Here is a 24065-nt window from a genome sequence, read left to right on the forward strand (position 1 = left end):
TCAAGCAATCTCCTTCCCAATAAATCTCCTCTTATATAAAGTTATTTATGAACACTGATTTAAGCTAAGCTGCCGATATCACAATCTCATCATCCACTAAATCAACCTTCAAGTTTTTGACATCTAAGTGGTCAAGGTAGAAATCCGTTACCTTATCACGAATTTGTTGTTCAATTACTCGCCGTAATGGCCGCGCACCCATTGCTTCATCATAGCCTTGTTCCATCAGCCAATCTTTAGCCGCTTTAGTTACCTCAAGTTTGATGGATTTTTTGGCTAAAGTTTTTTGTACATCCGCCAACATCAAATCGACAATTTGACTTAAGTCTTGCTTAGTCAGATGTGAAAATTCCACGATTCCATTAAAACGGTTCAGAAATTCTGGGCGGAAAAATGGTGCTAACTTATCCATTAATGACTGATCTCGTTGCTCGTCACCACTTAATGATTCATTACCAAAGCCAGCATTAGAAGTAGCAATAATAATCGTATTTTTGAAATTAATGACATTGCCTTGTCCATCCGTTAAGCGCCCATCATCCATCACTTGTAACAGTAACGTTAATACTTGTGGATGAGCCTTTTCAATTTCATCTAATAATACAATGGAATATGGATTACGCCGAACCCGTTCAGTTAGAGTATTAGCATTATCTTCATAGCCTACGTATCCAGCCGAGGTACCAATTAATTTCGACACAGCTGTACGATCAGCATATTCACTCATATCTAGCCGAATAATCGCATTTTCATTTCCAAACATATCTAAGGCTAATTGCTTAGCTAATTCAGTCTTTCCTACGCCAGTTGGGCCCACAAACAGAAAACTTCCAATCGGCTGATCACCCTCTGAAAAGCCCGCACGGTTACGCCGAATTGCTTTTGCTACCATTTCAACCGCTTCATCTTGACCGATTACCTTACTTTTCAGACGCTTATCAAGATTTTTCAAGCGCTCAATATCATTAGCGCCCATATCAGAAACTGGTATACCAGTTAAACGTTCAACCGATTGTGCCACATCATCAATCGTGGCAGTGATTTTTTCTTTTTGATCCGTTTCTTTAATTTTTTGCTTGGTTTCCTCGATCGACTTCTTGATATCAGCGGCTTTTGTAAAGTCCTCCGCTTTAATGGCGGCCTCCTTAGCTGCCTCTAATTTTTTAAGGCGTTGATCCAATGTCTCAACATCAGTTTGCGAATTTTTAGCCGCTAAATGAGCCGCAGTCATGTCGATCAAATCGATAGCTTTATCTGGCAAAGTGCGTTGTGGTATATATTGGATTGAATAATCCACAGCCGCCTTCAAAACATCATCTGGTAATACAACATGATGATGTTTTTCGTACAGCTCTTTAACACCTTGTAATATACGTAAAGTGTCAGCGGCCGTCGGTTCATTAATCACAACATCATTGAATCGCCGTGCCAAAGCCGCATTTTTCAAAATAGTATTGCGATATTCATCTTGAGTCGTAGCCCCGATTACACTCAGCTCGCCACGTGACAAAGCAGGTTTAATGATATCAGCCAATCCTTTGCCACCATCTTCACCACCAGTGGCACCCGTGCCGAGAATCTGATGAATTTCATCGAAGAATAGAATAATATTACCAGCTGCTTTAACTTCCTCTACCAGCTGTTTAATATTTTCTTCAAAAGAACCGCGATATTGAGTTCCCGCTTCCAAAGACGATAAATCAATCGAATAGATTTCTTTATCTTGAATCGTTTCTGGAACTTTACCAGCCACAATTGCTTGTGCCAGACCTTCGACGACTGCAGTTTTACCTACACCGGCATCACCAACTAAGATTGCATTATTTTTCGTTCTACGACTCAAAATTTCTGCAGTTTCTTGAATCTCTTTCTCACGTCCAATCACTGGATCTAGTAATCCATCACGAGCCTGTTCCGTCAAATTAGTCCCTAACTTTTCTAAAATCCCTCCTTTTTTAACAGCCTGTTTACCATCTTTAGATACTTCTATTGTTTTATTATTTTGGGGTAGCTTACCAGTTGCTCGGTATTGAGCAAACTCATCCGGTGTCAACGATTGTCCATTAACTAAATACCGTGCACGCTCCGAATTTTGATTATCCATGCGCCGAAATAATTGATTGAAAACATCATCCATATCATTGTTGAAAAAAGGATCATTTCCGTAGAAATTTGCCATATTACCACCTGCGTTACAATCTAAGCTATCGTGAAGTTCAGGAATTGTTATATGATCGTGGAATAAATGTTTGTCATACTACGATTTATCGTTGGGTGCAAGAGTACAGCAAAGTCCTCTATTATCTTTGGAAGAAGAAAAATAGACAATCCTTCTATTCATGGAAAATGGACGAAACCTATATCAAAATTAAAGGACGTTGGCATTATCTTTATCGTGCAATTGATGCGGACGGCTTAACCTTAGATATCTGGTTACGAAAGAAACGGGATACGCAAGCAGCCTATGCTTTCTTAAAACGACTCCATAAACAGTTTGGTGAGCCGAAAGCAATTGTGACCGATAAAGCACCTTCTCTTGGCTCCGCCTTTAGAAAGTTACAGAGTGTGGGTTTATATACTAAGACAGAGCACCGAACTGTGAAGTATCTTAACAATTTAATAGAACAAGACCATCGACCTATTAAACGACGAAATAAATTTTATCAAAGTCTCCGTACAGCCTCTTCCACGATTAAGGGCATGGAGACCATTCGAGGAATATATAAAAAGAACCGAAGAAATGGAACGCTCTTCGGCTTTTCGGTGTCTACTGAAATCAAGGTATTAATGGGAATAACAGCCTAAGATATTTGGAGTTCAGAGTGGGCGCGTTTGATTTTCAAACTTCGCAACAGAACCCCCTAAGCATACAAAAAACTAACTTTTATATTAAAAACTTAGTTTTATAATCAACTATATAATAATTTTTCTGTCAATTTAATATTCTAACTGTTACTATTTAGGAGGGTAAAATATCCTCTAACGAATAAACTTCAGTTATTAGCCCTTCCCTATTATCAAGTAAAAATTTAAAATGAAACTCTTCATTTATTTTGACAATGTAAAAGAGTAAAACCATTATTGAATATAAATAATCTTTTTTGTACTCACTTTCATCTTCAGCAATGAAATCATGTTCATATTTATTTCTTAATCCTATTGAATTATCATATTGCCTATTATTAAGGAGATAATTTAGATAGTTCATTTCAGGAATTGAAAACAATGTTGATTCACTTCTGAGTATTTTACGATCTAATAATTCATTAATTTTATCTTGATATCTTCTCTTATCATCTTCTATTAGTAATATTTTAGGATAGTTGTAATAATTTATTACACCATATATCCAAATTTGTTTGTAAATACCTAACTCAATTAATTGATCTTTATTAAAATAGAGAATGTCCTTATTTATTGATACTAAATTATTTTTTAACAAAATATCTATTATTTTCTGCTGGTACTCTAAAAATACACTATACTTAACTTTATGTTTGCTAACTAAATTGACAAAATTATCCTCCTCAATTAATTCATTATAAATCCCCATAACATGTTGATCTGTAAATAAGTATATAAGCAACTGATCAAGCTCATCCGAATTGGAATAAATGTATTTATTTGATAAATAACTACCTAATTCTCTAAAAGATGGGGTATTAGAAAAATTAAATAATTTGGGGTCGATATACCCATCATCTAATAAAAATTTCCATTGTTTTCTTATAAATTCTTCAATAGTAAAATTAATTTTTGTACGTACTTTTAAACTTGAATCTCTTGACATATCTAATTTAAACCATTTCAGATTAAAATTATCATTCGAATATTCATGAAAAAAATATTCTATTACATCCTCGAATAGAATATTATGTTCTTCCATCAAAACTTTTCCAAACATATCCAATTCACTTAATATAACTACTTGTTTTAAATCAAATACCTCATTCTCTTCATAATATCTTTTAGATTTGATAAACAAAAGAAAATCGAATAAACCTTTCTCAATATTGTTAAAACTTAATAGATTTAAAATTCCATTGTTAGTAAAAAAACCTGTTAAATACTTAATTTCATTCAAAATAGTTTCAAAGTCTCCATATTTTCTCAAGAAATCAGTATCTACAAATCCTTTAACATTTGTACTTTTTTTAAACTCGTCTAGGTCAGTATAAATCTTTACTTTAGTATTACAAATTTTAGTTCGCTTATCAGACATGAATTTCTCAGTCAAATGATCAACTTGATCTAATATTTTCTTATACAAATTTTTATCAACGATTAAGTATTCTTCAAGTCCTTGTATTTTTTTGCTCATAAAATTCAAAAAATTATAATCTGGTTCAATAATTTTATCATCAAACTCTACTAGATTTTCAACATATGAAGTTGCTAACTGATAAAATTCATCTTTAGTTATATTTTTAGGGATATAAAGAGTAGAACCTCTATCCATAAAATTCTGTAACAAGATCTTTATATTAATATCTTTAGAAAGAAAGTAATCTTTAATAGCATTTGGATATTTATCTATCCAAAATTCTGATTTAAGAAAACATTGGATAGGAATTTCGTTACCAAAGACTATATCTTGAAAAGAATTTTCGGACATTTTTTTTGATAAATCATTTTTTTCAAAGAAAACTAAAAATGAAGAAAACTGCTGTTTTTGATCATATATCATAGTAAAAAATCTTTTTAAATTAGTATCTGTCAAATTATTCTGAAAAAGTGATATATTTTTATGAAATACGCTAAGATATTTTCCTTTATTGTCCTTTAAAAATTTATCAATAGTTTTTTTTATAAAAGAACTAGCTTCATACATTTCTAGTACTTCAAAAATAGATGGATCAGTTATTAACATAAGTTCATTAATTCTATTTTTAAATTGCGTTAAATCCGTTTCAAATTTAGGATTAGTAATTACATATTCCGTTTCCACCCAATAAATACCTCCAGTAAAAATTTAATAACACTAAATTTCTTCTTTGCTTATCCTGGAATTTTTCGTAATTCCATATTTCATTCTATATCTTCTAAACGTCCTTCGATTTATACCTGTCTGTTCTTCAACTTCTTTATCAGTAGATCCTTCCAAGAATAATTTGAATGCTAGTTGAAGTCGTGGATCGTTTTCTCGATATTTAGGCTTTCCACCCTTATACTTTCCTTTTGCTTTAGCAAGCGCAATACCTTGTTGCTGCGTTTCACGAATATATCGACGTTCTTCTTCCGCCTGGTACTTGTATAGTTCAATAATTAAGTTATTAAGTAATCGACGCAAATTATCATCAGTTATCCCTGTTAACGCTGGTAAATTCAAAACTTCCAGAGTCGCTTTCTTCAGCTGAATCAAATTCATCGTTTCTGTTAGCTCTTTATTATTTCGCCCAAGACGTTTTAATTCTGTCACAACGACAATATCACCTTCACGTATGAATTCCATCATTTTTTGAAATCCTTCACGATTGGTATCTTTCCCGCTTGCCTTATCAGTAAAAATTTTATCACACTTTGATAACAATTCTAGCTGTCTATCTAAATTTTGATCAATACTGCTTACTCGAGCATATCCAATTTTAGCCATAGAAAAAAACGGTTCTGTTGCAAAGTTTTAAATAAAGAATAAAATCCCTTACAGTATCTATGATTTAAGCTGGGATTCCCAATAATACCTTGATTTCAGTACAGACCGAAAACCCGAAGAGAGTGCCTTCTTTTCGGGTTTTCTTATATAATCCTCGAATGGCTTCCATGCCTTTAATCGTGGTAGAGGCAGTGCGTAAACTTCGATAGAATTTATTGCGTCTCTTTACTGGACGATGGTCTTGTTCAATCAAATTATTCAGGTATTTAATGGTACGATGTTCTGTCCCTTGATAAAAGCCGTATTCTTTTAGTTTCTTAAAGGCACTTGTAATAGAGGGGGCTTTATCTGTGACTACAACCTTCGGTTCATCAAACTGCTTCACTAACCGCTTAAGAAAAGCATAGGCTGCTTGTGTGTCCCGTTTTTTACGTAACCAAATATCCAGGTTAAACCATCTGCATCGATGGCTCGATACAAATAATGCCATTTTCCTTTAATTTTGATGTACGTTTCATCCATTTTCCATGAATAAAAGGATTTTTTATTTTTCTTTTTCCAAATTTGATAGAGTAGTTTGCCATATTCTTGCACCCAACGATAAATCGTCGTATGAGAAACGTTAATGCCACGATCATATAAGATTTCTTGAACTTCACGATAGCTAAGGTTATAACGAAGATAGTAGCCCACGGCTACAATAATCACATCCTGCTGAAATTGCTTTCCTTTAAAATGACTCATCGTCATTCCTCCTGCTATCTTTTTCTATTATTCTACCTTATCTGATAGTAGATTTAAAACTTTGCAACAGAACCGCATTAAATATGAGAAAGTTAGCCGCAATGAAACGGTTTGGCACCTTGAGTACATAAAAATTGGCTCCCAGAAATCAGTAGATGATTTCTGGGAGCCAATTTTTGTTCGATTAAGGATTACGACTTATGTCACAGCCTCATTTATTCATACGGTTTACTTTGCTATTTACTTAGCTTACTTATAGGATTTTTTTTGGAGCATAATTCAAGTATAGTACACCTAGTAAAATCAATAGGATCAAACCAATAAAAATCGGAAATGGAGCCGCTAAGTCATTGCTCCCTGTGACTTTTTGAATGACTTCCATCGCTACTGGAGAAATGAATCCTCCAATATTGCAGCCGATTAATACTAATGAAGTGGATAGATTAAGACTTTTTTTACTGTTGGTAATTGTGCCAAGGCTATTGTAAATATATGGAAAACAAAAGGCATTGGGAACGCCTGATAGAAATAAACCGATTAAAAGTATCGCATAATTTCCGCTGGCAAACCCTATGAGAAGATTGACTATGATATTTAACAACAATCCAAGAATCACAGTATTTTTCTTTAAAACTTTGTTCACTGCTCCAAATATAAATCCAGTAACAATTCCCATAATTGGCATCAATGCTAAATATCCGCTAGCATTATAATTCATGCCATTTATTTCGGCCGCCAAAGAAGGAAATCTAACAGTAATTGCATAGCTATTCATCACCAAAACTATTGCAAACAATACGAAGAAATATACTGAGGCAGGTAATTTTTCTTTAACCTGCTTTTCTTCTGATACTACTTTTTCATCTTTCACATCTGGTACAAAAATGATGAAGAACAATAAAATCGGGAAAGCGATCAAATAAATTGCAAAACTGTAACGCCAACCAAGTATGAGCAACAGTCCGGCTAAGGCAGTAAAAATTGCTTGCCCTATACTCTCAGTGGAGTTTCTGATTCCGAGTAACGTTGCACGAGTATCCCCACTAAATAGTGTACTGATGACACTTACGGCTAGCGAATTGAATAAACCATACCCCGCACCTAATAAAAACCTCGAAAGAAATATGACCTGGTAAGTAGGAAATAATAGAGGCATTGCCCCACCAATACCTGCGATGAGCAGTCCGATGGTAACCGTTCTCTTCAGACCGATCCTATTGGCGATAAAACTTGAAAGAGTGATGAAAATAATCACAGCAAAGTTAGGAATTGTTGATAACAGCTCTACTTGAGATTGACTTACGCCTAGCGATTCTTTCATTAAAGGCAGGCTGCCATTGATCGCTGGTCCACTCATTAAAATTAACGAGATTGAAAGGACCGCTAATTTGGTCATTATTGATTGTTTTTTCTCTGACACAATTACTATCTCCTTTATTCTTCGACTTTTTCGAAAACAGGAATTGTTTTTAAGTCCACGACAATTTTTTCAATGGTAGGACCTGAAAACACCTCTTGATTCAGAACATTTTTCCATTTTCCGCTTGGCAAATAAACTTCTTTAAATTGTGCAGACTTTTCCAATACAGGTGCAACTAAGACTTTTGAGCCTAGCATAAATTGTGTATTTGAATATCGAAGATCCGCTTCAGGATAGTCATAAGCCACAGGACGCACAATTGGTTCACCTGTTTCAGCAGCATTTTCTGCTAATTCAATGATATATTCAGAGTATTCAACATGCTTATTGGCTGCTGCTTTACAAAGATCTAGATGCTCTTGATCCAGTACACGCCATGGAGCAACAGAAAATTGCATCATAGGCATTAACGCTGAGCATTGTGCGGAACGAACAATCAATTCCTGATCGAGTTCTGTTTTTCCTAAAAAGCTTAGATATTCACCCCCGCCAATCATGTCGGGACAACTAAAATGATACCCCAGCATCCCTTGAGCCAACGTTGAGGGAATCAATTCTGACAGACCATTCTTTCCCCATTCAAATTCCTTATCTTGTAAACGATTCACTAATGGTGCACCTTGATTTTTATAATTCATTCGGTATTCATTAAAAGGAAATTCTAATCCGAATCTAGACCATAGTTCAACCTGCTCAAGAGAGCTTAAACCCATGTAAGAAATATCATCATTACTGTAAAAACGCGGGTCGCCAGCGTCAAACTTAAATCCATCAACACCAAAGTCGTCTTGCAGACTCATTAATTCATTTTTAAGCCACGCGTAGGTCTCAGGATTACTCAAATCAAGTACGGCACTGTAACCGTTCCACCATTCTCGAATAACAGGTTTACCGTCTTTATTTTTGATTAGCATATTATCGTCTCTTAATTGGTGATATTCTGGCGTATCGGGTGTAACAAATGGACACACCCAAACCATTACTTTGAAGCCCATTTCGTGTAATGTGCTAATCAACTCTTTTGCATGAGGAAATTTTCTTTCTGAGAATTTCCAGCGTCCGTAATAGTCCGCCCATAAATCATCAATCATGATGATTCCAGCAGGTAAGCCGTTGTCTATGATTCCTTTTGCATATTTTAGAATATCTTCTTCATTTTGCTTATAAAGTAGTTCGATCCAAGAATTCCATTGGGGCATTTCAAAGAATTCTTTTGGAGGCATCTCTCCAAGTGTGTAGACCTCTTTACTTATTACTTTTTGAGCATCTTTTAAGCATGAGCCACCTTCGTACAAATAGACATCCGCAGTTGCTGAAATTTCAAAATTGTTACCGACTGAATATAGATTAAAGGCTTTTTCGCTCCAGATTGCTCTACCTTTTGTGGATACAAAAGTTGGAGCAAATTGGTTCACTGTATCTAAAGTGATCATTTCTAAGGTGTATCCTGACTCCACTGAGAAGGGATATTGGGGACCATCCATGACACAGCCGCCATACCAGTATTCATTTGATACAGCAGGGATCGTTATTCTCTCAGTTAATGATTTTTCTAAAATTTTGATGTCTTCCATTTTTTAACCTCTTTCATTTTTTCTTGAAATTAATTTCTATACACATTGTAAAGCCAGTTTTTTGAAAGCGCTATCTGCGATTGTTGACACTATTTGTACTTTTGTTATATATTATTTGTAATAATGTTCCTGTTTTTTGTAAACTTGTTTGAAAGGAGTGGTTCTTTTTGGAAAAAATTGAAATGAATCGGATGGATCTAACGATTTGGAAGGATTTCCAGTTTAAATTCTTTGGACGGTCAGAATGTCAACCCTTACATTATTATGGCCCCGGAACAAAACCCTATTTTATTATTCATTTTGTACTTCATGGAAAAGGTATTTTTAAGATAGGAAATGCAAGTTATTCGTTGAGTAGAGGAGATGTTTTCCTAATTGAACCTAATCAAATGGTTTTCTATCAAGCCGATCAAATAGATCCTTGGGCCTATGTTTGGATAGGGATTGATGGGGAAAATTGCAGGCAGCTTTTACAGTCAATTGGCTTGAGTCATCCAATAGTTGTTCGATCGCTTTCCAGTAGGGTTCTTTCTGAAATTGATCTTATTTTAGAAAAAATGAACACTCAACCTGAGATGAATGAATTAATGAAAAATGGACAACTATTAACAATTTTAGGATTCATTCAATCAGATAATTATGTTGAAGACGTTCGTTCATTATCAGCTTTTGAACACCACTTAACAAACCAATCAAAATACGTGGAAATGTGTATTGCTATTATCAAGGAAAGATATACAGAAGATTTATCCGTTAATAACCTCGCACTGGAGCTCTCTATCAATCGGTCCTATTTATCTCAACTTTTCAAAAAACAAGTGGGCACGAGTTTGAAGGAATATATTAATGATTTTAGGGTATCTATGTGCCAAGAATTGCTTTATTCTACCAGTTGGTCGATTGAAGAAATAGCTAGAAAAGTAGGCTTCAACAGCCTTTCCTATTTTTCCAAAGTGTTTAAGAAGAAGTATGGAATTTCTCCTAGTCACTATCGGAAAAAGCGATATGATTAGTGTTAAGATGTGTAACTCAAACGTATATTCCTACTAGTGAGGTACCTATAAAAGGTTCTGTTGCAAAGTTTTAAATCTACTATCAAATAAGGTAGAATAATAGAAAAAGATAGCAGGAGGAATGACGATGAATCATTTTAAAGGAAAGCAATTTCAGCAGGATGTGATTATTGTAGCCGTGGGCTACTATCTTCGTTATAACCTTAGCTATCGTGAAGTTCGAGAAATCTTATATGATCGTGGCATTAACGTTTCTCATACGACGATTTATCGTTGGGTGCAAGAATATGGCAAACTACTCTATCAAATTTGGAAAAAGAAAAATAAAAAATCCTTTTATTCATGGAAAATGGATGAAACGTACATCAAAATTAAAGGAAAATGGCATTATTTGTATCGAGCCATCGATGCAGATGGTTTAACCTTGGATATTTGGTTACGTAAAAAACGGGACACACAAGCAGCCTATGCTTTTCTTAAGCGGTTAGTGAAGCAGTTTGATGAACCGAAGGTTGTAGTCACAGATAAAGCCCCCTCTATTACAAGTGCCTTTAAGAAACTAAAAGAATACGGCTTTTATCAAGGGACAGAACATCGTACCATTAAATACCTGAATAATTTGATTGAACAAGACCATCGTCCAGTAAAGAGACGCAATAAATTCTATCGAAGTTTACGCACTGCCTCTACCACGATTAAAGGCATGGAGGCCATTCGAGGATTATATAAGAAAACCCGAAAAGAAGGCACTCTCTTCGGGTTTTCGGTCTGTACTGAAATCAAGGTATTATTGGGAATCCCAGCTTAAATCATAGATACCGTAAGGGATTTTATTCTTTATTTAAAACTTTGCAACAGAACCACTCAATCCTATCCTTTTGCCTCTCAATTATTTCAGACGGTGTAAGCGTACGATTTAAGGGTCTACCAGAAGATGTTTTTCTCGAACCTGTCAGTCCAATCAAGCCATTCTTTTCATAAGCTTTTTTCCATCTGAAAGCTGATTGTTCAATTCGCTTTATGCCAATGACATCCACATCAAAGTCGTTCTCCTCAAAAATCTGACGAGGGAGTTTGCCAGCTTGGTAGTCATCGATAAATCTATTTTTAAATTCGTCTGTATAAGTAATGGCCTTTTCGCTAACACGCTGCACATTTGGATTATTTTGAAGAGTGTTTATCTCTTTAGTTGAAAAAGTTATTTTACTCATAATATCCCCTCACTCTCATATTCTTAATTCAAGTATACAAAAAATACCTGTAGGTTGGACACTCTTTTTTACAAGTGTCCTATCCACAGGTACCATTTTATTAAGTATACCTTCTTTTTTGACAAATCTTTAGTTTTTTGAACGCTAGTTACGAAATAAATTACACGACCTTTAAAAAATTGTTTTTTGTTCAAATACTGATAAGTTTCTGCCCCCCTTGTATTGTATATTTTTAAATACGTCGATTGTAAAATTAAGCTAGACAACTAAAAAGATCATTTGTGCTACACTCAAAATAGTTCCGACCAAAGAATTATTAAGAAGTGAGTACAAATGACCTACACCCATCTTACAACAGACGAACTAGTAATCATAGAGTCTTATTTCAAAAATAATCAATCCGTTGCCAAAACTGCGCAATGCTTAGGACGTGCGCGACAAACGATTCATAACGTGTATCAACTTTTGAAAACTGGTGCTACGATACTGAACTACTATCAACAATACAAAGAAGACAAAAAACGCTGCGGTAGACGCTCTATTGCTTTACCAGAGGAACAAAAAGAATATGTTCAAAAGAGGGTTATTCAAGGGTGGACACCGGATGTGATTGTCGGCCGCTCGGAAATGAAACTTGATTGTTCAGTCCGTACACTGTATCGAATGTTTCAAACTGGCGCATTTAATGTGCGTGATTTGCCTATGAAAGGCAAACGAAAACCAAATGGACACCAAGAAAAACGTGGGAAACAAGCTTTTCAGCGCAGTATACATGAGCGAATCAAGGAGCACCCAGAATTTGAAAACGAGTTTGGCCATCTTGAAGGAGACACTATTGTCGGTCGAAAACACAAAAGTGCTGTTATTACATTGGTGGAACGTTTGTCAAAAGTGATTATTACATTGAAGCCAGCCGGTAGACAGGCAATGGACATTGGAAATCGAATTAATCATTGGTTTCAAACGGTTCCTAAACATCTGTTTAAATCAATTACGTTTGACTGTGGGAAAGAATTTTCAAATTGGAAAGCTATGGGAAATCAAAATGATATTGATATTTATTTTGCGGATCCAGACACCCCGTCACAACGCGCTCTAAATGAACATTCAAATGGATTATTACGTCGTGATGGATTAGTTAAAGCCATGGACTTCAATGAAGTATCAGAATCATTTATTCAAGCTGTTGCTTCCAAACGAAATCACAACCCAAGAAAATCTCTAAAGTATCAAACACCGATGGAAATATTTTTGAGAAATATAAAACCAGAACCCGTGGTACTAGTTAATTTTTTCCTAGAGGAAAACGTCTAAACATGTTGGTAAATCAACAAAAAAACGCATATAGTAGTCTCAAAACTCCCAAAAAATGAGGACTACATATGCGTTCATCAAAATATACTGAACATTATACAGATACTTTTATAACATTCAAGGAAATTATGAGAACTGTTTCTAACATATACCACAATTGTGTACCAGATAAGATTAAAAACCGAAGAAATACTGATCAACTGAAGCAACGCGATACAGTGATTATTGCTTGTGTTATATGGGGCATAATTAATGGCTATACTAGCCAAAGAGCCACGTATAGAGCGGTTTGTTCCGTCTTATTTCCTAATGGTGACTTTCCTAGTAGGAGTCGATTCACTCGCTTAAGTTCAAACTTAGCTTACACTATCAAGATTATTCGATACTTTTTCATCAAGAAGCTCACCAAAGGTGAACTAGTCGGAATTATAGATAGTTTTCCTAGTCCATTATGTAAACCAGTTAGAAATAGACAAGCAAAACTATTGAATCAAATAGCCAAAGTTGGCTATAACTCAACAAAAAAATCTTATTTTTATGGTCTTAAAATTCATATGATCGTTACTAAGACTGGCTTTCCGATTACTTACTCAATCACGAATCCAGGTGTCCATGACGTGAAAGTGTTAGAGACTTTATCGGAAGAAGCGAATCTTCCCAATATCCTAGGGGACAAAGGATATATTAGCCATAAAATCCATGAAAAGCTTGCCCTTAAGGGCATTACTATATCCGTTCCGCCACGTAAAAACATGGATAAATCAGAAAAACTAGACCACAGCTTACTTGTAAAACAAAGAAAAACAGTTGAGACTGTTTTTTCTTCCTTAGAAAAATTAGGTTGTCAAAATTTCAACTCACGTTCTGTTAAAGGGCTAGAGAGTAGATTTGAAAGCATATTACTGGCTTACAGTATTCTCTATTAAGTCGAGCACAACGACGTTTTGAAGGAACTTTGAGATATTCTTTAGGATATTAAAATTAACTAGCACCACGGGTAACCAGATGATTTGTCTAACTTAATTTGACAAATAAAATTATAAAAAATTAGAATCAAAAATTTTTAAGTTTCTGAAGACTCTAAAAAATTTTTTTCTTACAATCCATATTTTTATCGATTAAAATTTTCTAACTCCCTTTTACTTATAATAATTAGATCACACAGCTACTAGATTTTCTTCAAGATTTTCATTACTATCATTTTACTTTGAATACGCCTTTCTCTATTTCTCCTTAAGTTCACTTTTTGTTTTATTCTTTTCAAAATAAGCACCAAATATCCATTGTGAATTGAAAACGCATTCTCTACAATAAAGGTGCGAGGAAGAAGTTACATCCTCTAACGAATACCTGAGAAAGGAGGAAAAAGAAATGCATAAAGCGTTGGTAGCCTGCCGAGCAGGTGTGGGATCAAGTTTGATGTTAAAGATTAAAGTAAATGAAGTTGTCAAAGAAAACAATTACCCAATTCAGGTGGAACATTCTTCTTTAGATGGATTAAATGGGTTTGATGGAGACATGGTCATTACTTTAATTGATGTGGCAGAAGAATTAGACCAAAAAGGAATTCCACAAAAAATTATTGGGATTCGTAATATAATGGACAAAAAAGAGATCAAAGAAAAATTAGATTCTGCATTACAGGGTTGATCAAAGAAAGGAGTAATTATTCATGGCTTTTACAATTAGTTTTTTAAGCACTCCCGCAGTTTTACTCGGATTAGTGGCCTTCATTGGGCTAATTTCCCAAAAGAAAAAAGGCACTGAAGTAATGACTGGGACATTTAAAACAATTATTGGTTTTATGATTTTTAGTTCTGGTGGATCCATCATGACTGGCACACTACAAAACTTCAATACAATGTTCCAAAAAGGATTTCATATTGTTGGGGTTGTTGCTTCTCCTGAAGCTGCGACGGCGCTAGCTCAATCACAATTTGCATTTGTTACAAGTTGTACGTTAATTTTAGGGTTTGTGATGAACTTAGTATTTGCTCGTATTACACCATTTAAGAATATTTTCTTCACAACTGGGCATAGTTTATTCTTTGCGTGTGTACTTTCATTGATCTTAAAAGCACACAAAATTGCTGATATTCCTGCAATTATCATTGGTGGCTTAATTTTAGGGTTCGTATCAGCTGCACTTCCACAACTTTGTCAACCATTCATGCGAGAAATAACTGGTGGGGATGCACAAGCAATAGGACACTTTAACATGGTTGGTTATGCATTGTCTGGTTACACTGGCAAAATTTTCAAAAAACATAAAGACAAAACAACAGAACATATTAATTTCCCTGGTTGGTTATCTGTCTTCCGTGATTTCTTAATGGGCGTAGCAATTGTTATGTTAATTCTTTTCTATGTATCCGCACTTAAAGCTGGTCCTGTTGAAGTGAAAAAGCTAGCAGGTAGCACTCATTGGTTAGTGTTCCCTCTAATTCAAGCCTTTACGTTCACAGCCGGCATGTCTATTTTGATGACAGGAGTTCGGATGTTCTTATCAGAAATCACTTCTGCTTTCGTAGCTGTTTCTGAAAAATTCATTCCAAATTCTCGTCCAGCGCTAGACGTACCAACTGTATTTCCTTACGCTCCAACTGCTGTTATCGTTGGTTTCATCTCATCTTACACAGCGGGCTTGTTAGGTGTATTAATAATGGTTCTTTTCAAATTCCCAGTAGTCATCATTCCAGCAGCTCATATTTGCTTCTTCTCAGGTGGTACAGCGGGCGTGTTTGGTAATTCAACTGGTGGTTGGCGTGGTGCTGTCGCAGGATCGTTTGTTGTTGGTTTATTATTAGCATTCTTACCAGTTCTTCTTTACCCAGTGTACGGTTCACTTGGTATTCAAGGATCAACTTTCCCTAACATCGACTACAACGTCATCGGTAACTTATTAAATGGTATTCTAAATATATTCCATATTGGCGGTTAATTTTTCCAACAATGGATTCTAGGAAAAGAAGTGCATCTCGCTTCTTTTCCTTTTTTTCTTTCAAGTGGAGACAACTGCAATGAACATTTTCCCTATCAATGCCCAAACTAAACTCACCGTTCATGCGAAGGGGTACGTGAGGGATACCATCCCAGAAATTGATACTAATCGCAGACGCCCGACTATAATTATTTATCTAGGAGGTGGTTAGCATCGGTTATCGCCACGTGAGTCAGAACACGTGGCTATAGAGCTGATTACATTAGGGTATCAAGTATTCCTTTTGCTATATAGCACTGATGCTGAATCTTTTTTTCCAAAGCAGCTGCTTCAATTGGATCATTTAGTCCGTTACGTACGCAAACATGCAACAGAATTTTCTGTTAATCTAAACAAGATCATTGTCACTGGTTTTCAGCCGGTGTTCAATTATCTGCTCATCTAAGTACTTGCGGGCTAAAAAAATTATTACTATTACTAACTCATCTCGGAGGAAATCTTGAAGATTGGCATCCAAAAGGTTTATTGTTGTCCTATGCGGTCTTGACAACATCAGTATTTAATGAAACATCTGTTGGGTGATCATAAGGAGCGGCGCCCTTTAATCTCTCCTACAGAGCAAGTAAATGCCGAGGTTCCATCATGCTTTATCTGCCATACAGTTGAAGATGCTGTTGCTCCCGTTGAAAATGCATTTCTCTTTGCTGTGGCATTGCGACAAAAAAATGTTCCCTTTGAGATTCATATTTATCCATGGTTCATATGGTCTTTCATTGTCCACAGAAGAAAAAAAGCATCATGAAATGAATCTGAGATCAGCCTGAAGTAGCTTCCTGGCTTGCCCTATTTCAAACTTGGATGAAAACATCAATCATCAAACAACTAACATACGAACCGTTTGATTCAAAATAATCCACTAAAAGAAGCATTACTATTTCTTTTAGTGGATTATTGAAGGTATTTAGCAAATATAAATTGGATTTAGGATGCATAAGCGCTGATTGATCTATTTGCTTTTCTCCACTTTCCCATATATCTCAATCCGTACATATACAGACCTAGTCATAATACGTTGTGTTTTCTTTTGATTAAATCTGATTAATCGTTCAAAAACCAGTGTCTCATTACAGACGACTAATTCGATTTAGTACTCCTAAATCGCAAATGACCATGATAACAGAATATACTCTCTACCCGTCCAAGAATAAACCGCGGAATGATATTCAATATTGCCACAATTTTTGCAAAATTTGATTGGCTAAATCAAAGTTAAAGATCGAGTAGATAATCAAAAACTAGCGCTAAAACAACAGTAATTACAACGATTTTCAAAGTAAAAATCAGATTTCCCAATTGGGGTTTATCGGTCAAAAAATACAGATGAATAGCCCATGTAATTGACCTGGTTCCACTTGTTTGAAAACTTCGAATAGCTGTGATCATAAATCGACTTCAATTGCTTCAACCGGTTTATTAGAAAAAGACGAACAAATTCGAAACTATTTTCTGGAGTCCCGTCGCTCCCAGAGTATGCAGTAATCATCGTCATTGCTTTTTTATCCCTCCCTTTCACCAGAAGTGTAGAAAACTACTGTCAATTTCCACTCATTTTTATGTGAATTCCATTTGTTATTTCTTTAAATAAAAAAACTTCATCTATCTGCTTAATATAAAAAAAGACTATATTTCCATGATCTTGTAGTGACCCCCAAAAGTTAGACTTTTTTGGAGTGGAGAAATCCACTCCTTTTTTCATGCTCTAAAATGATATTTTTACGCAACCGTTACGGCTGTTTTACGAAATTGGACGGGACTTTGCCAGTTTAATTTCTGTTTTATCCGTTCATTATTGTAGTAATAGATATAGCTATCGATGGCTGATTTTAATTCCTCGAAACAGTTATAAGTTTTCCCATAAAAAATCTCTTGTTTTAATAAGCCAAAAAAATTCTCCATAAGTGAATTATCTAAGCAGTTCCCTTTCCGAGACATGCTTTGAAAAATTTTGTACTCCTTCAATTTGTTTCTATAAGCGTTCATTTGATACGCCCAACCTTGATCCGAGTGAAATGTACGACGATAGGGACAATCATTAGTAATCTGGATCGCTTCCTCCAAACCTTCCATTATTGCTAATGCATTGGGCTTTTCAGAGATACGATAGGATAAAATCTCACTATTGAACATATCCATAAAAGGATCTAGATACAATTTCTTTTGACGGATAATGCCTTTGGCATCCACTTCATGGTATTTAAATTCAGTTGTATCCATCGTGATTTTCTGATGGCAGATACTAGTGTAGAAACGACGATGGATTCGATTTTTGGCTGTTGCTCCGACTTGCCCTCGATAAGAATTGTAGCGACGTGATTTACGCGTGTATGCCGTTACTTTTATTCCTAGCTTCTTGATCAGACGCTGAACTTTCTTTTTATTGATAGAGAAACCGCGGTTTCTTAGTTCATTGGTCATCCGTAAACAGCCATAATCCTTGTGCTTCTCCCGAATTTTAAGCATTTCCGCTTCAATCTCTTGATCTGGATTTTTACGGTCCAATCGTTTTTGCCAGTACATAAAGGTTGCCTTAGGGAACTTTAAAGTTTCTAGAAGCTCAACTAATTTAAACGGTCCTCGGAGGCTTGCGATGATTCGTGCGATTGCTTCATTCGTCGTTGTTGGGCTTCCTGTTTTCGCAGCTTTCTCAATTCTTTTAAAAAGGCATTTTCAATTTGAAGGGAACGTACTCGTTTCTCCAACTCCTCGATGCGTTCACGTTCTTCAGACGTTGCTTTAGTTGTAGATTTTTTCTTATTTTTGGGTTCATTTTTCTTAGACAAGATAGGTGGACATCCTTTCGTTTTTGAGAGTCCATCGATCCCACCATCACGGAATTGACGCATCCAACTAGCGATCAAATTAGGGTTGTTCATGTTAAGTGTGTTGGCAACTTCACGATAGGACAGCTCACTTGTTAGATATAACTCTATCGCATCCAGCTTAAATTGAACAGAATATTTTTTCTTTTGTCGCTTTCTTACTAGACCCACTTCACCAAATACTTGATAGGCATTGATCCAGCGCTTCACTTGTGACGGAGCCTTAATGGAATACTTCTTTGCCAGATAATCACTTCCGCCTTTACCATCCAAATAATCATGAACGATCTTTAATTTAAGTTCAAAAGTATACTTAGCCATAAAAAATACCGACCTCCAAAAGTTAGATTTTTTGGTCTAACTTTTGGGGGTCGGTACATCTTTTGGTTACTTTTATTCTTGCTTTTCGCAGATTAATTTCTTGGAAATAACGGTGAATCAATTTTTCTGACTGAATAAATCTAATGTCAGCCTGTGATTGATCCATGTTAACTTTTTTAATAAAAGATGTTTCTTTTGCGGCTACGGTTAGACCTGCATTTTTTGCGGCTTCAATGCCAATAGCTGAATCTTCTATCACTAAAATATCGCGTTTATGAATCTGTGGAAATTTTTCAATGGTCTTCAAATAAATATCAGGATTCGGCTTATTAAATGCCACTTTCTCACCAGACAAGATGACGGTGAACTCTTGATCCAAGCCAATATCTATTAGCCAATTTTTGATTAATAACCGCGGTGCTGAGGAGGCCAATGCACAAGCAATATTTTTTTTGTGTAACCATTTTACAAACTGAATCATTTTAACATCACAGATTGCCTGATAGTCCATCAAATTAGCTCGGACATCTTCGCGATAAATAGCTAACCACTGTTCTCGTTTTTCTGTATCAGTTGGAATCAGGGCTTGCCAAATATCATTTGCATTAGAACCAACCATTTTATCTAGTTGCTGATCAGTTAGTTGAAAATGATGCTGCTGAAAAAAACGTTTACGTCGTTCATAATGGACTCGCTCTGAATCTACTAAGACACCATCCATATCAAATACGACCAATTGAATCACTCTTCTTCACCTACCCCTTTTTCGTGCTTTACTATATAGGCAAATACTTTTTCTTGACTATCTGTTGTTTGCAATAACTCAAAGAATGCGCCATCTTCTAAAAAATGAACCAATTGTGCAATAGCTTTCAAATGCTGGTGATTATCAATGGCAGATAGCACCATAATATAGCGCATTTCACGACCATTTTCTAAAAGAATCGGTGTTTCAAGAACCCCTAAGCTCAACCCTATTGCATTGGCTCCATACATTGGTTTTGTATGAGGCAATGCTACTCCATCGGTAATCATCATCCAGCTTTTGCGCTCTGCTGCTGAATGAATAATTTCAGCTAAATAATTCTCCGTTAAAACCCTTTCAGCAAGTAAAGGAGCAGCACTTTGTTGAACCGCTTGTGCATAGGTCGTTGCTGGTAAATGAAATTGAATGAATGCTTTCTTTAAAATATCTGAAAGGTTCAACTCGTCTTTTTCGTACACAACATCTTTTTGAACGGGTTCATTAATCAGCAACTCTGATAGTTCCTTTTCGAGATGATTGTGATTTTTGATTGTTGCATATTTTTCAATAATCGACATCAAGTCCGAGATTTTTGGAAAATTAAGCATGGCGGTTTGTGTTGTTGCATAGACGCTTCGCAATAGATGGTAACGTTCGGTCGGTGTCAAAATTGGATTGACAACAAAGACTGGTTTGTTGGCCGTATACAAACGCACATTGGGCTCTGTTGAAAAAATGTAGTCATACTCTTCATGAATTGTTTCTAAAATGTGCGTATCAAAAGGACCTAAGAAAATGAACTCTGGAAAGAGCGATTTCAGTTCATTTAAAACAATTGCTGAGCTTCCAATACCACTCGGACAGACAACGATTCCTACATTTTTGCCGACTGTCTTCTTTTCTTCAAACTGATGAATGGCCGCAACAAAGTGCATGGTCAAAAAGGCAATTTCTTCTTCTGGTATCGGATCTTCGAAAAGTGCCGAGATTGGTTTCAACACTTCCTCGACAATTTTTGTCATATCAGGGTAGGTTTCTTGAATACGTTCTGTAAAATAATTGATAATCGGGATACGGAAAAACAAGCGATAATATACGGAACGAAAATGCCCATATAATTTTTCAATCACTTTCTCTGCATCCGTAAAACGAATACCTGATAATAATTCGAAACGATTGGTCATTCTTGAGACAATTTCCAAAATAATTGAACGATCAAAGGTTTGTTCGTGAACGTTTCCTACAGATAAACTCAAAATCCATGAACAAATGTATTTTTTGGCTTCTTCATTTTCAATTTGATACGTGGCTAATAATTCGGTTGCCAAATCGTATTCTTTCATTTGATGAAAAAATTCAAGATGGTACGTTTTATTTGAGATTTGATTGGTAATTCCTAAACGTGGAAGCAATAGTTGAAAGGTATAACAAAACTCACGCAGGCGGTTTTCTACCAGTTGAATATGGTATTTTTTTAGCAAATCGGCCACATTTTTTTGCAGACCATCAAAGTCGGCAATATTTTCATGAAATAAGAAGTAGTCATACAAAAAACTGCCCGTTGGTTGATTAAAATCAATCAAAATGTTGCGCATCAGTAACGCCCGAATTTGCCATTCATCACCTGCCAAATAATAGCCGATGGTTCGATTATTCAATACGGCAATGTTCTCATTTGCGAGTGTTTCTTCTAAATGCTTCATGTCTTGAAGAAATGTCGTTTTTCCAACTTCAAGAGTATCCAAAAAATGCGGAACAGATATATAGGATTCATGACGATACAGCAACATTAAGAAAATATACGTTTCTCTTTCAGAGCCATCTAGCAAATAAGAATGGTAGATAGTTTGATTCAAAAAGCATTGGACAATATAGTCTTTGGTTTCAGTTGATAGTGAAAGAAATCGTCCTTCTAAATGAAGCGGGGCAACGGATGCATCAATTAAAAATTCATTGGCTTTTTCAATGGCATACAACACTTGTCGTTTTGACAATCCCATCATTTGTATGAGCTGATTTAGGGGAACTTCCTTTTCTTCAACACATTTTTTCATGATATAGACCGATTTTCGATCAAGCATCGTTTCCACTTCCTTTCGTTATTGTTACTTTGCTTTCTCAACAGCCATGCGCAAAGCTTTCGCATTGGCTGCAATTGTTTCTCTGGAACCTTTTGTCAAAAGACTTCCCACACCCATGCAATCTACCCCATTTTCAACCCATTCGTCAACATTTTCCAATGTTACGCCTCCTGATGAGAGAATTGAAACATAAGGTAGTGGCGTTTTAATGGTTTTGACTAAAGATGGACCATAATAGTTGGAGATTGGGAAAGCCTTAATCATATCGGCACCTGCTTCTAGTGCTTCAACCAATTCCGTCATGGTCGTACATCCTGGCATGTAAGGTATTTGATACCGATTGCAAAGCCGAGCAACTTCTACACTAAAGGTTGGTGCAATCACAAATTTTGCTCCTCGTAAAATAGCATCGCGTGCAGTGGGTGCATCCAAGACGGTCCCTGCCCCTAATAACACTTTATCTCCATAAGCTTGGGTCAATTGTTGAATGATTTCACCCGCATTAGCGTTCGTATAGCTAATTTCTAGAATGCTAACTCCACCTGCTAGACATCCTTCCACGATTTCTGCTCCACGTTCAACCGTTTCTACTCGCACAACGGCCATAATTTTTTCTTTATGAATGCGATTCAGTGTTGTTAATTTTTCCATTATTATTTCACCTCAAATCCTTCCGCTTCTTGATAAGAGCCCAAAGCTGCTCTGATTTTGGCAAGAGCCTCAGTGTTGGTTACCGGTTGAACAGGTAGACATGGTTTACCCACAGGCAGTTGAATCATGTTTAATGATTGTTTCAAAACAGCAGGTACACTGCCAAGTTTCAATACACTGCGGAAAGCGTTGATGCTTTCTTGCTGCATTTCCGCTTTTTCAATATCGCCAGCTAAAAAGGCTTCATAAATGCCCACATCGGTTTTCGTCAATACATTAGATGTTGCAGCTACTGCACCGGTTGCACCTAATTGTAAGGCTTTCAAAATACGAGAATCCGATCCGACTAAGACGTCAAATGCTTCTTCTTTGACTAATTCAAGATACGTTTCCATTTGGTCTAAATGTCCGCTACTATCTTTCATACCAATAATGTTGCGATGTTTTGCTAACCGCGCAACGGTTGTTGGTTCGATATTTAATTGCGTATTGGCAGGAATATTATATAAAATAATTGGTAATGGACTTGCATCGGCAATTGCTTCATAGTGTTGAATCAATTCTTCTTGTGTTATATGAATCAAGTAAGGAGTAATAACAGATAATGCATCCACGCCTTTTGCCGTCATTTCCTTGGCCAGATCTACAACTTCATTCGTACTGATACCGCCAACACCTGCATATACTGGTACCCGACCAGCAGCAGCTTTGACTGCATACTCTGCTAAGCTTAGTTTTTGTTCTTTGGTTAGGCTGTAAAATTCCCCGTTTGTTCCAAGAACAAAGAGGCCAGCTACGCCATTTTCAATCAAGTGATTGGCTAATAATCTCACTCTTTCTTCAGAGATATCTCCATTTTCATCAAGAGGCGTAGCCATTGCGGTAATAATTCCTTTTAATCTCACGTCTTTTCCCTCCTTAGTCATGTCCAACTTCTTCACGTGCTTGAGCACCTAGCGCACCACCCGGATGCCACATTGCATATTTTTCCATCGTAAATGCTGTGTCTTCTTGCAAAAGAATGGACAGGCATTGTAGAACAATGATTTCTGCAACAATTGAAAGGCGTGGTGGTTTATTTGTGTCATCACCTTCATTTTGCACACCAGCAAATAAAACAGCTTCTGCATTTTTTGCTAACCAAGAAGAAAGATTACCTGTGACCGAAATGATTTTTACTCCCATCCGTTGTAAGGCTTCAACGGTATTTTGTAATTCAATGGTATTCCCACTATTTGAGATAGCAATCACTACGTCTTCTGGCAATACTTGGCCAGCTGAACCGTGGACTGCTTCAGTACCATCTAAAAAATAACACGGCGTTCCGGTGGAAGAAAACAGTGCACACATATATTCCGCGACATGGCTTGGTTTTCCGATTCCAGTGATATGGAGACGACCTTGTTGTTCCTTGGCAGCACCAATCAATTGACGCGCACGATTTAATTGTTCTTCATCAATACTTTTTAAAAATTCTGTCACTTCAGTTTCAACATGTTTTGTATAAATTTGTAATGCTTGTTCATTCACGAGAAAGAACCTCCTTTTTGATTAAATCAACCGCCTGAGATACTGTTT

21 protein-coding genes and 1 pseudogene are annotated in these 24065 nt (G+C 36.1%); 9 read left to right on the top strand and 13 right to left on the bottom strand.

What is annotated here, in order from left to right:
- Positions 1-64: 64 nt before the first annotated feature.
- Positions 65-2179, bottom strand: a complete 2115-nt coding sequence (gene clpL, locus AC1F25_RS13265; protein ID WP_479994352.1) for an ATP-dependent protease ClpL — start codon at positions 2177-2179, stop codon at positions 65-67.
- Here clpL and AC1F25_RS13270 point away from each other — a divergent pair.
- Positions 2173-2805 carry an IS6 family transposase gene (locus AC1F25_RS13270; protein WP_479994353.1) on the top strand — a complete coding sequence of 211 codons (633 nt, stop codon included), beginning with the start codon at positions 2173-2175 and terminating at the stop codon, positions 2803-2805. The two genes, clpL and AC1F25_RS13270, sit on opposite strands and share 7 nt — an antisense overlap.
- A gap of 154 nt (positions 2806-2959) precedes the next feature.
- Here the strand turns inward: AC1F25_RS13270 and AC1F25_RS13275 are convergent, their stop codons facing one another.
- From AC1F25_RS13275 to AC1F25_RS13295, 5 genes are all read right to left on the bottom strand, one after another.
- Positions 2960-4948: a hypothetical protein gene (locus tag AC1F25_RS13275; protein ID WP_479994354.1), complete on the bottom strand. Its 1989-nt coding sequence runs from the start codon at positions 4946-4948 to the stop codon at positions 2960-2962.
- 33 nt (positions 4949-4981) lie between these two features.
- Positions 4982-5593 carry a recombinase family protein gene (locus tag AC1F25_RS13280; RefSeq protein ID WP_104885047.1) on the bottom strand — a complete coding sequence of 204 codons (612 nt, stop codon included), beginning with the start codon at positions 5591-5593 and terminating at the stop codon, positions 4982-4984.
- Between the two features lie 64 nt (positions 5594-5657).
- Positions 5658-6337 (bottom strand): IS6-like element IS1216 family transposase gene (locus AC1F25_RS13285; RefSeq protein ID WP_002331383.1). Its coding sequence is split into 2 segments (ribosomal slippage): positions 5658-6040 and positions 6040-6337, totalling 681 coding nucleotides; the frame shifts between segments, so codons are not numbered across the junction.
- Between the two features lie 253 nt (positions 6338-6590).
- Positions 6591-7757 carry an MFS transporter gene (locus AC1F25_RS13290; RefSeq protein ID WP_308705975.1) on the bottom strand — a complete coding sequence of 389 codons (1167 nt, stop codon included), beginning with the start codon at positions 7755-7757 and terminating at the stop codon, positions 6591-6593.
- A 14-nt stretch (positions 7758-7771) separates the two neighbouring features.
- Positions 7772-9331, bottom strand: a complete 1560-nt coding sequence (locus AC1F25_RS13295; protein ID WP_002340712.1) for a glycoside hydrolase family 31 protein — start codon at positions 9329-9331, stop codon at positions 7772-7774.
- A 167-nt stretch (positions 9332-9498) separates the two neighbouring features.
- Between AC1F25_RS13295 and AC1F25_RS13300 the strand changes: the two genes are divergently transcribed.
- Together AC1F25_RS13300 and AC1F25_RS13305 are read left to right on the top strand one after the other, a co-directional pair.
- Positions 9499-10344, top strand: a complete 846-nt coding sequence (locus AC1F25_RS13300; RefSeq protein WP_058140288.1) for an AraC family transcriptional regulator — start codon at positions 9499-9501, stop codon at positions 10342-10344.
- Positions 10345-10471: 127 nt separating this feature from the next.
- On the top strand, positions 10472-11152 hold the full coding sequence (locus AC1F25_RS13305) for an IS6-like element IS1216 family transposase (protein WP_179189013.1): 681 nt from the start codon (positions 10472-10474) through the stop codon (positions 11150-11152).
- A gap of 22 nt (positions 11153-11174) precedes the next feature.
- On the opposite strand, the gene AC1F25_RS13310 is transcribed toward AC1F25_RS13305, so the two are convergent.
- Positions 11175-11555 carry an HTH domain-containing protein gene (locus tag AC1F25_RS13310; protein ID WP_479994355.1) on the bottom strand — a complete coding sequence of 127 codons (381 nt, stop codon included), beginning with the start codon at positions 11553-11555 and terminating at the stop codon, positions 11175-11177.
- A gap of 333 nt (positions 11556-11888) precedes the next feature.
- On the opposite strand from AC1F25_RS13310, the gene AC1F25_RS13315 reads away from it, so the two are divergent.
- The 6 genes from AC1F25_RS13315 to AC1F25_RS13340 all read left to right on the top strand — a co-directional run bounded on the left by AC1F25_RS13315 (position 11889) and on the right by AC1F25_RS13340 (position 16612).
- Positions 11889-12869 (top strand): IS30 family transposase, encoded by a 981-nt coding sequence (locus AC1F25_RS13315; RefSeq protein ID WP_479994356.1) that lies wholly within the window; start codon positions 11889-11891, stop codon positions 12867-12869.
- Between the two features lie 68 nt (positions 12870-12937).
- Positions 12938-13848, top strand: a protein-coding gene (locus AC1F25_RS13320; RefSeq protein ID WP_301725858.1) for an IS982-like element ISEfm1 family transposase whose coding sequence is annotated in 2 segments (ribosomal slippage) — positions 12938-13786 and positions 13789-13848 — 909 coding nt in all. Because the reading frame shifts where the segments join, the coding sequence is not laid out codon by codon here.
- A gap of 392 nt (positions 13849-14240) precedes the next feature.
- A complete protein-coding gene (locus AC1F25_RS13325; RefSeq protein WP_002343706.1) occupies positions 14241-14519 on the top strand; it encodes a PTS sugar transporter subunit IIB in 279 nt (92 codons plus the stop codon).
- A gap of 22 nt (positions 14520-14541) precedes the next feature.
- A complete protein-coding gene (locus AC1F25_RS13330) occupies positions 14542-15810 on the top strand; it encodes a PTS ascorbate transporter subunit IIC (protein ID WP_104674743.1) in 1269 nt (422 codons plus the stop codon).
- Between the two features lie 241 nt (positions 15811-16051).
- The gene (locus AC1F25_RS13335) at positions 16052-16255 is read left to right on the top strand and encodes a hypothetical protein (RefSeq protein ID WP_053002112.1); all 204 of its coding nucleotides are present in this window, start codon (positions 16052-16054) and stop codon (positions 16253-16255) included.
- A 117-nt stretch (positions 16256-16372) separates the two neighbouring features.
- Positions 16373-16612, top strand: coding sequence for a prolyl oligopeptidase family serine peptidase (locus AC1F25_RS13340; protein ID WP_219842464.1), 240 nt, complete (start codon positions 16373-16375; stop codon positions 16610-16612).
- Positions 16613-17583: 971 nt separating this feature from the next.
- Here AC1F25_RS13340 and AC1F25_RS13345 read toward each other — a convergent pair.
- From AC1F25_RS13345 to AC1F25_RS13370, 6 genes and pseudogenes are all read right to left on the bottom strand, one after another.
- Positions 17584-19010 (bottom strand): annotated as a pseudogene (locus AC1F25_RS13345) (IS3 family transposase).
- Between the two features lie 22 nt (positions 19011-19032).
- Positions 19033-19755 (bottom strand): HAD family hydrolase, encoded by a 723-nt coding sequence (locus tag AC1F25_RS13350; RefSeq protein ID WP_002344663.1) that lies wholly within the window; start codon positions 19753-19755, stop codon positions 19033-19035.
- Complete coding sequence (locus AC1F25_RS13355; protein WP_241655718.1) at positions 19752-21809, bottom strand: BglG family transcription antiterminator; 2058 nt, start codon at positions 21807-21809, stop codon at positions 19752-19754. Before AC1F25_RS13355 ends, AC1F25_RS13350 begins: the two co-directional genes overlap by 4 nt.
- Positions 21810-21860: 51 nt before the next feature.
- On the bottom strand, positions 21861-22487 hold the full coding sequence (locus AC1F25_RS13360; RefSeq protein WP_002343701.1) for a bifunctional 2-keto-4-hydroxyglutarate aldolase/2-keto-3-deoxy-6-phosphogluconate aldolase: 627 nt from the start codon (positions 22485-22487) through the stop codon (positions 21861-21863).
- Between the two features lie 2 nt (positions 22488-22489).
- Entirely contained in the window at positions 22490-23392 is a 903-nt protein-coding gene (locus AC1F25_RS13365; RefSeq protein WP_002343700.1) for a dihydrodipicolinate synthase family protein, read from the bottom strand.
- Positions 23393-23405: 13 nt separating this feature from the next.
- Positions 23406-24017: an SIS domain-containing protein gene (locus AC1F25_RS13370; RefSeq protein ID WP_002344665.1), complete on the bottom strand. Its 612-nt coding sequence runs from the start codon at positions 24015-24017 to the stop codon at positions 23406-23408.
- Positions 24018-24065 lie beyond the last annotated feature (48 nt).

It is taken from the genome of Enterococcus sp. M-BR2 (assembly GCF_056612775.1).

Coding starts and splice junctions, on each gene's coding strand:
- AC1F25_RS13360 (WP_002343701.1), bottom strand. CDS start 22,487: ATGGAAAAATTAACAACACTGAATCGCATTCATAAAGAAAAAATTATG.
- AC1F25_RS13340 (WP_219842464.1), top strand. CDS start 16,373: ATGAAACATCTGTTGGGTGATCATAAGGAGCGGCGCCCTTTAATCTCT.
- AC1F25_RS13325 (WP_002343706.1), top strand. CDS start 14,241: ATGCATAAAGCGTTGGTAGCCTGCCGAGCAGGTGTGGGATCAAGTTTG.
- AC1F25_RS13295 (WP_002340712.1), bottom strand. CDS start 9,331: ATGGAAGACATCAAAATTTTAGAAAAATCATTAACTGAGAGAATAACG.
- clpL (WP_479994352.1), bottom strand. CDS start 2,179: ATGGCAAATTTCTACGGAAATGATCCTTTTTTCAACAATGATATGGAT.
- AC1F25_RS13315 (WP_479994356.1), top strand. CDS start 11,889: ATGACCTACACCCATCTTACAACAGACGAACTAGTAATCATAGAGTCT.
- AC1F25_RS13355 (WP_241655718.1), bottom strand. CDS start 21,809: ATGAAAAAATGTGTTGAAGAAAAGGAAGTTCCCCTAAATCAGCTCATA.
- AC1F25_RS13280 (WP_104885047.1), bottom strand. CDS start 5,593: ATGGCTAAAATTGGATATGCTCGAGTAAGCAGTATTGATCAAAATTTA.
- AC1F25_RS13330 (WP_104674743.1), top strand. CDS start 14,542: ATGGCTTTTACAATTAGTTTTTTAAGCACTCCCGCAGTTTTACTCGGA.
- AC1F25_RS13310 (WP_479994355.1), bottom strand. CDS start 11,555: ATGAGTAAAATAACTTTTTCAACTAAAGAGATAAACACTCTTCAAAAT.
- AC1F25_RS13305 (WP_179189013.1), top strand. CDS start 10,472: ATGAATCATTTTAAAGGAAAGCAATTTCAGCAGGATGTGATTATTGTA.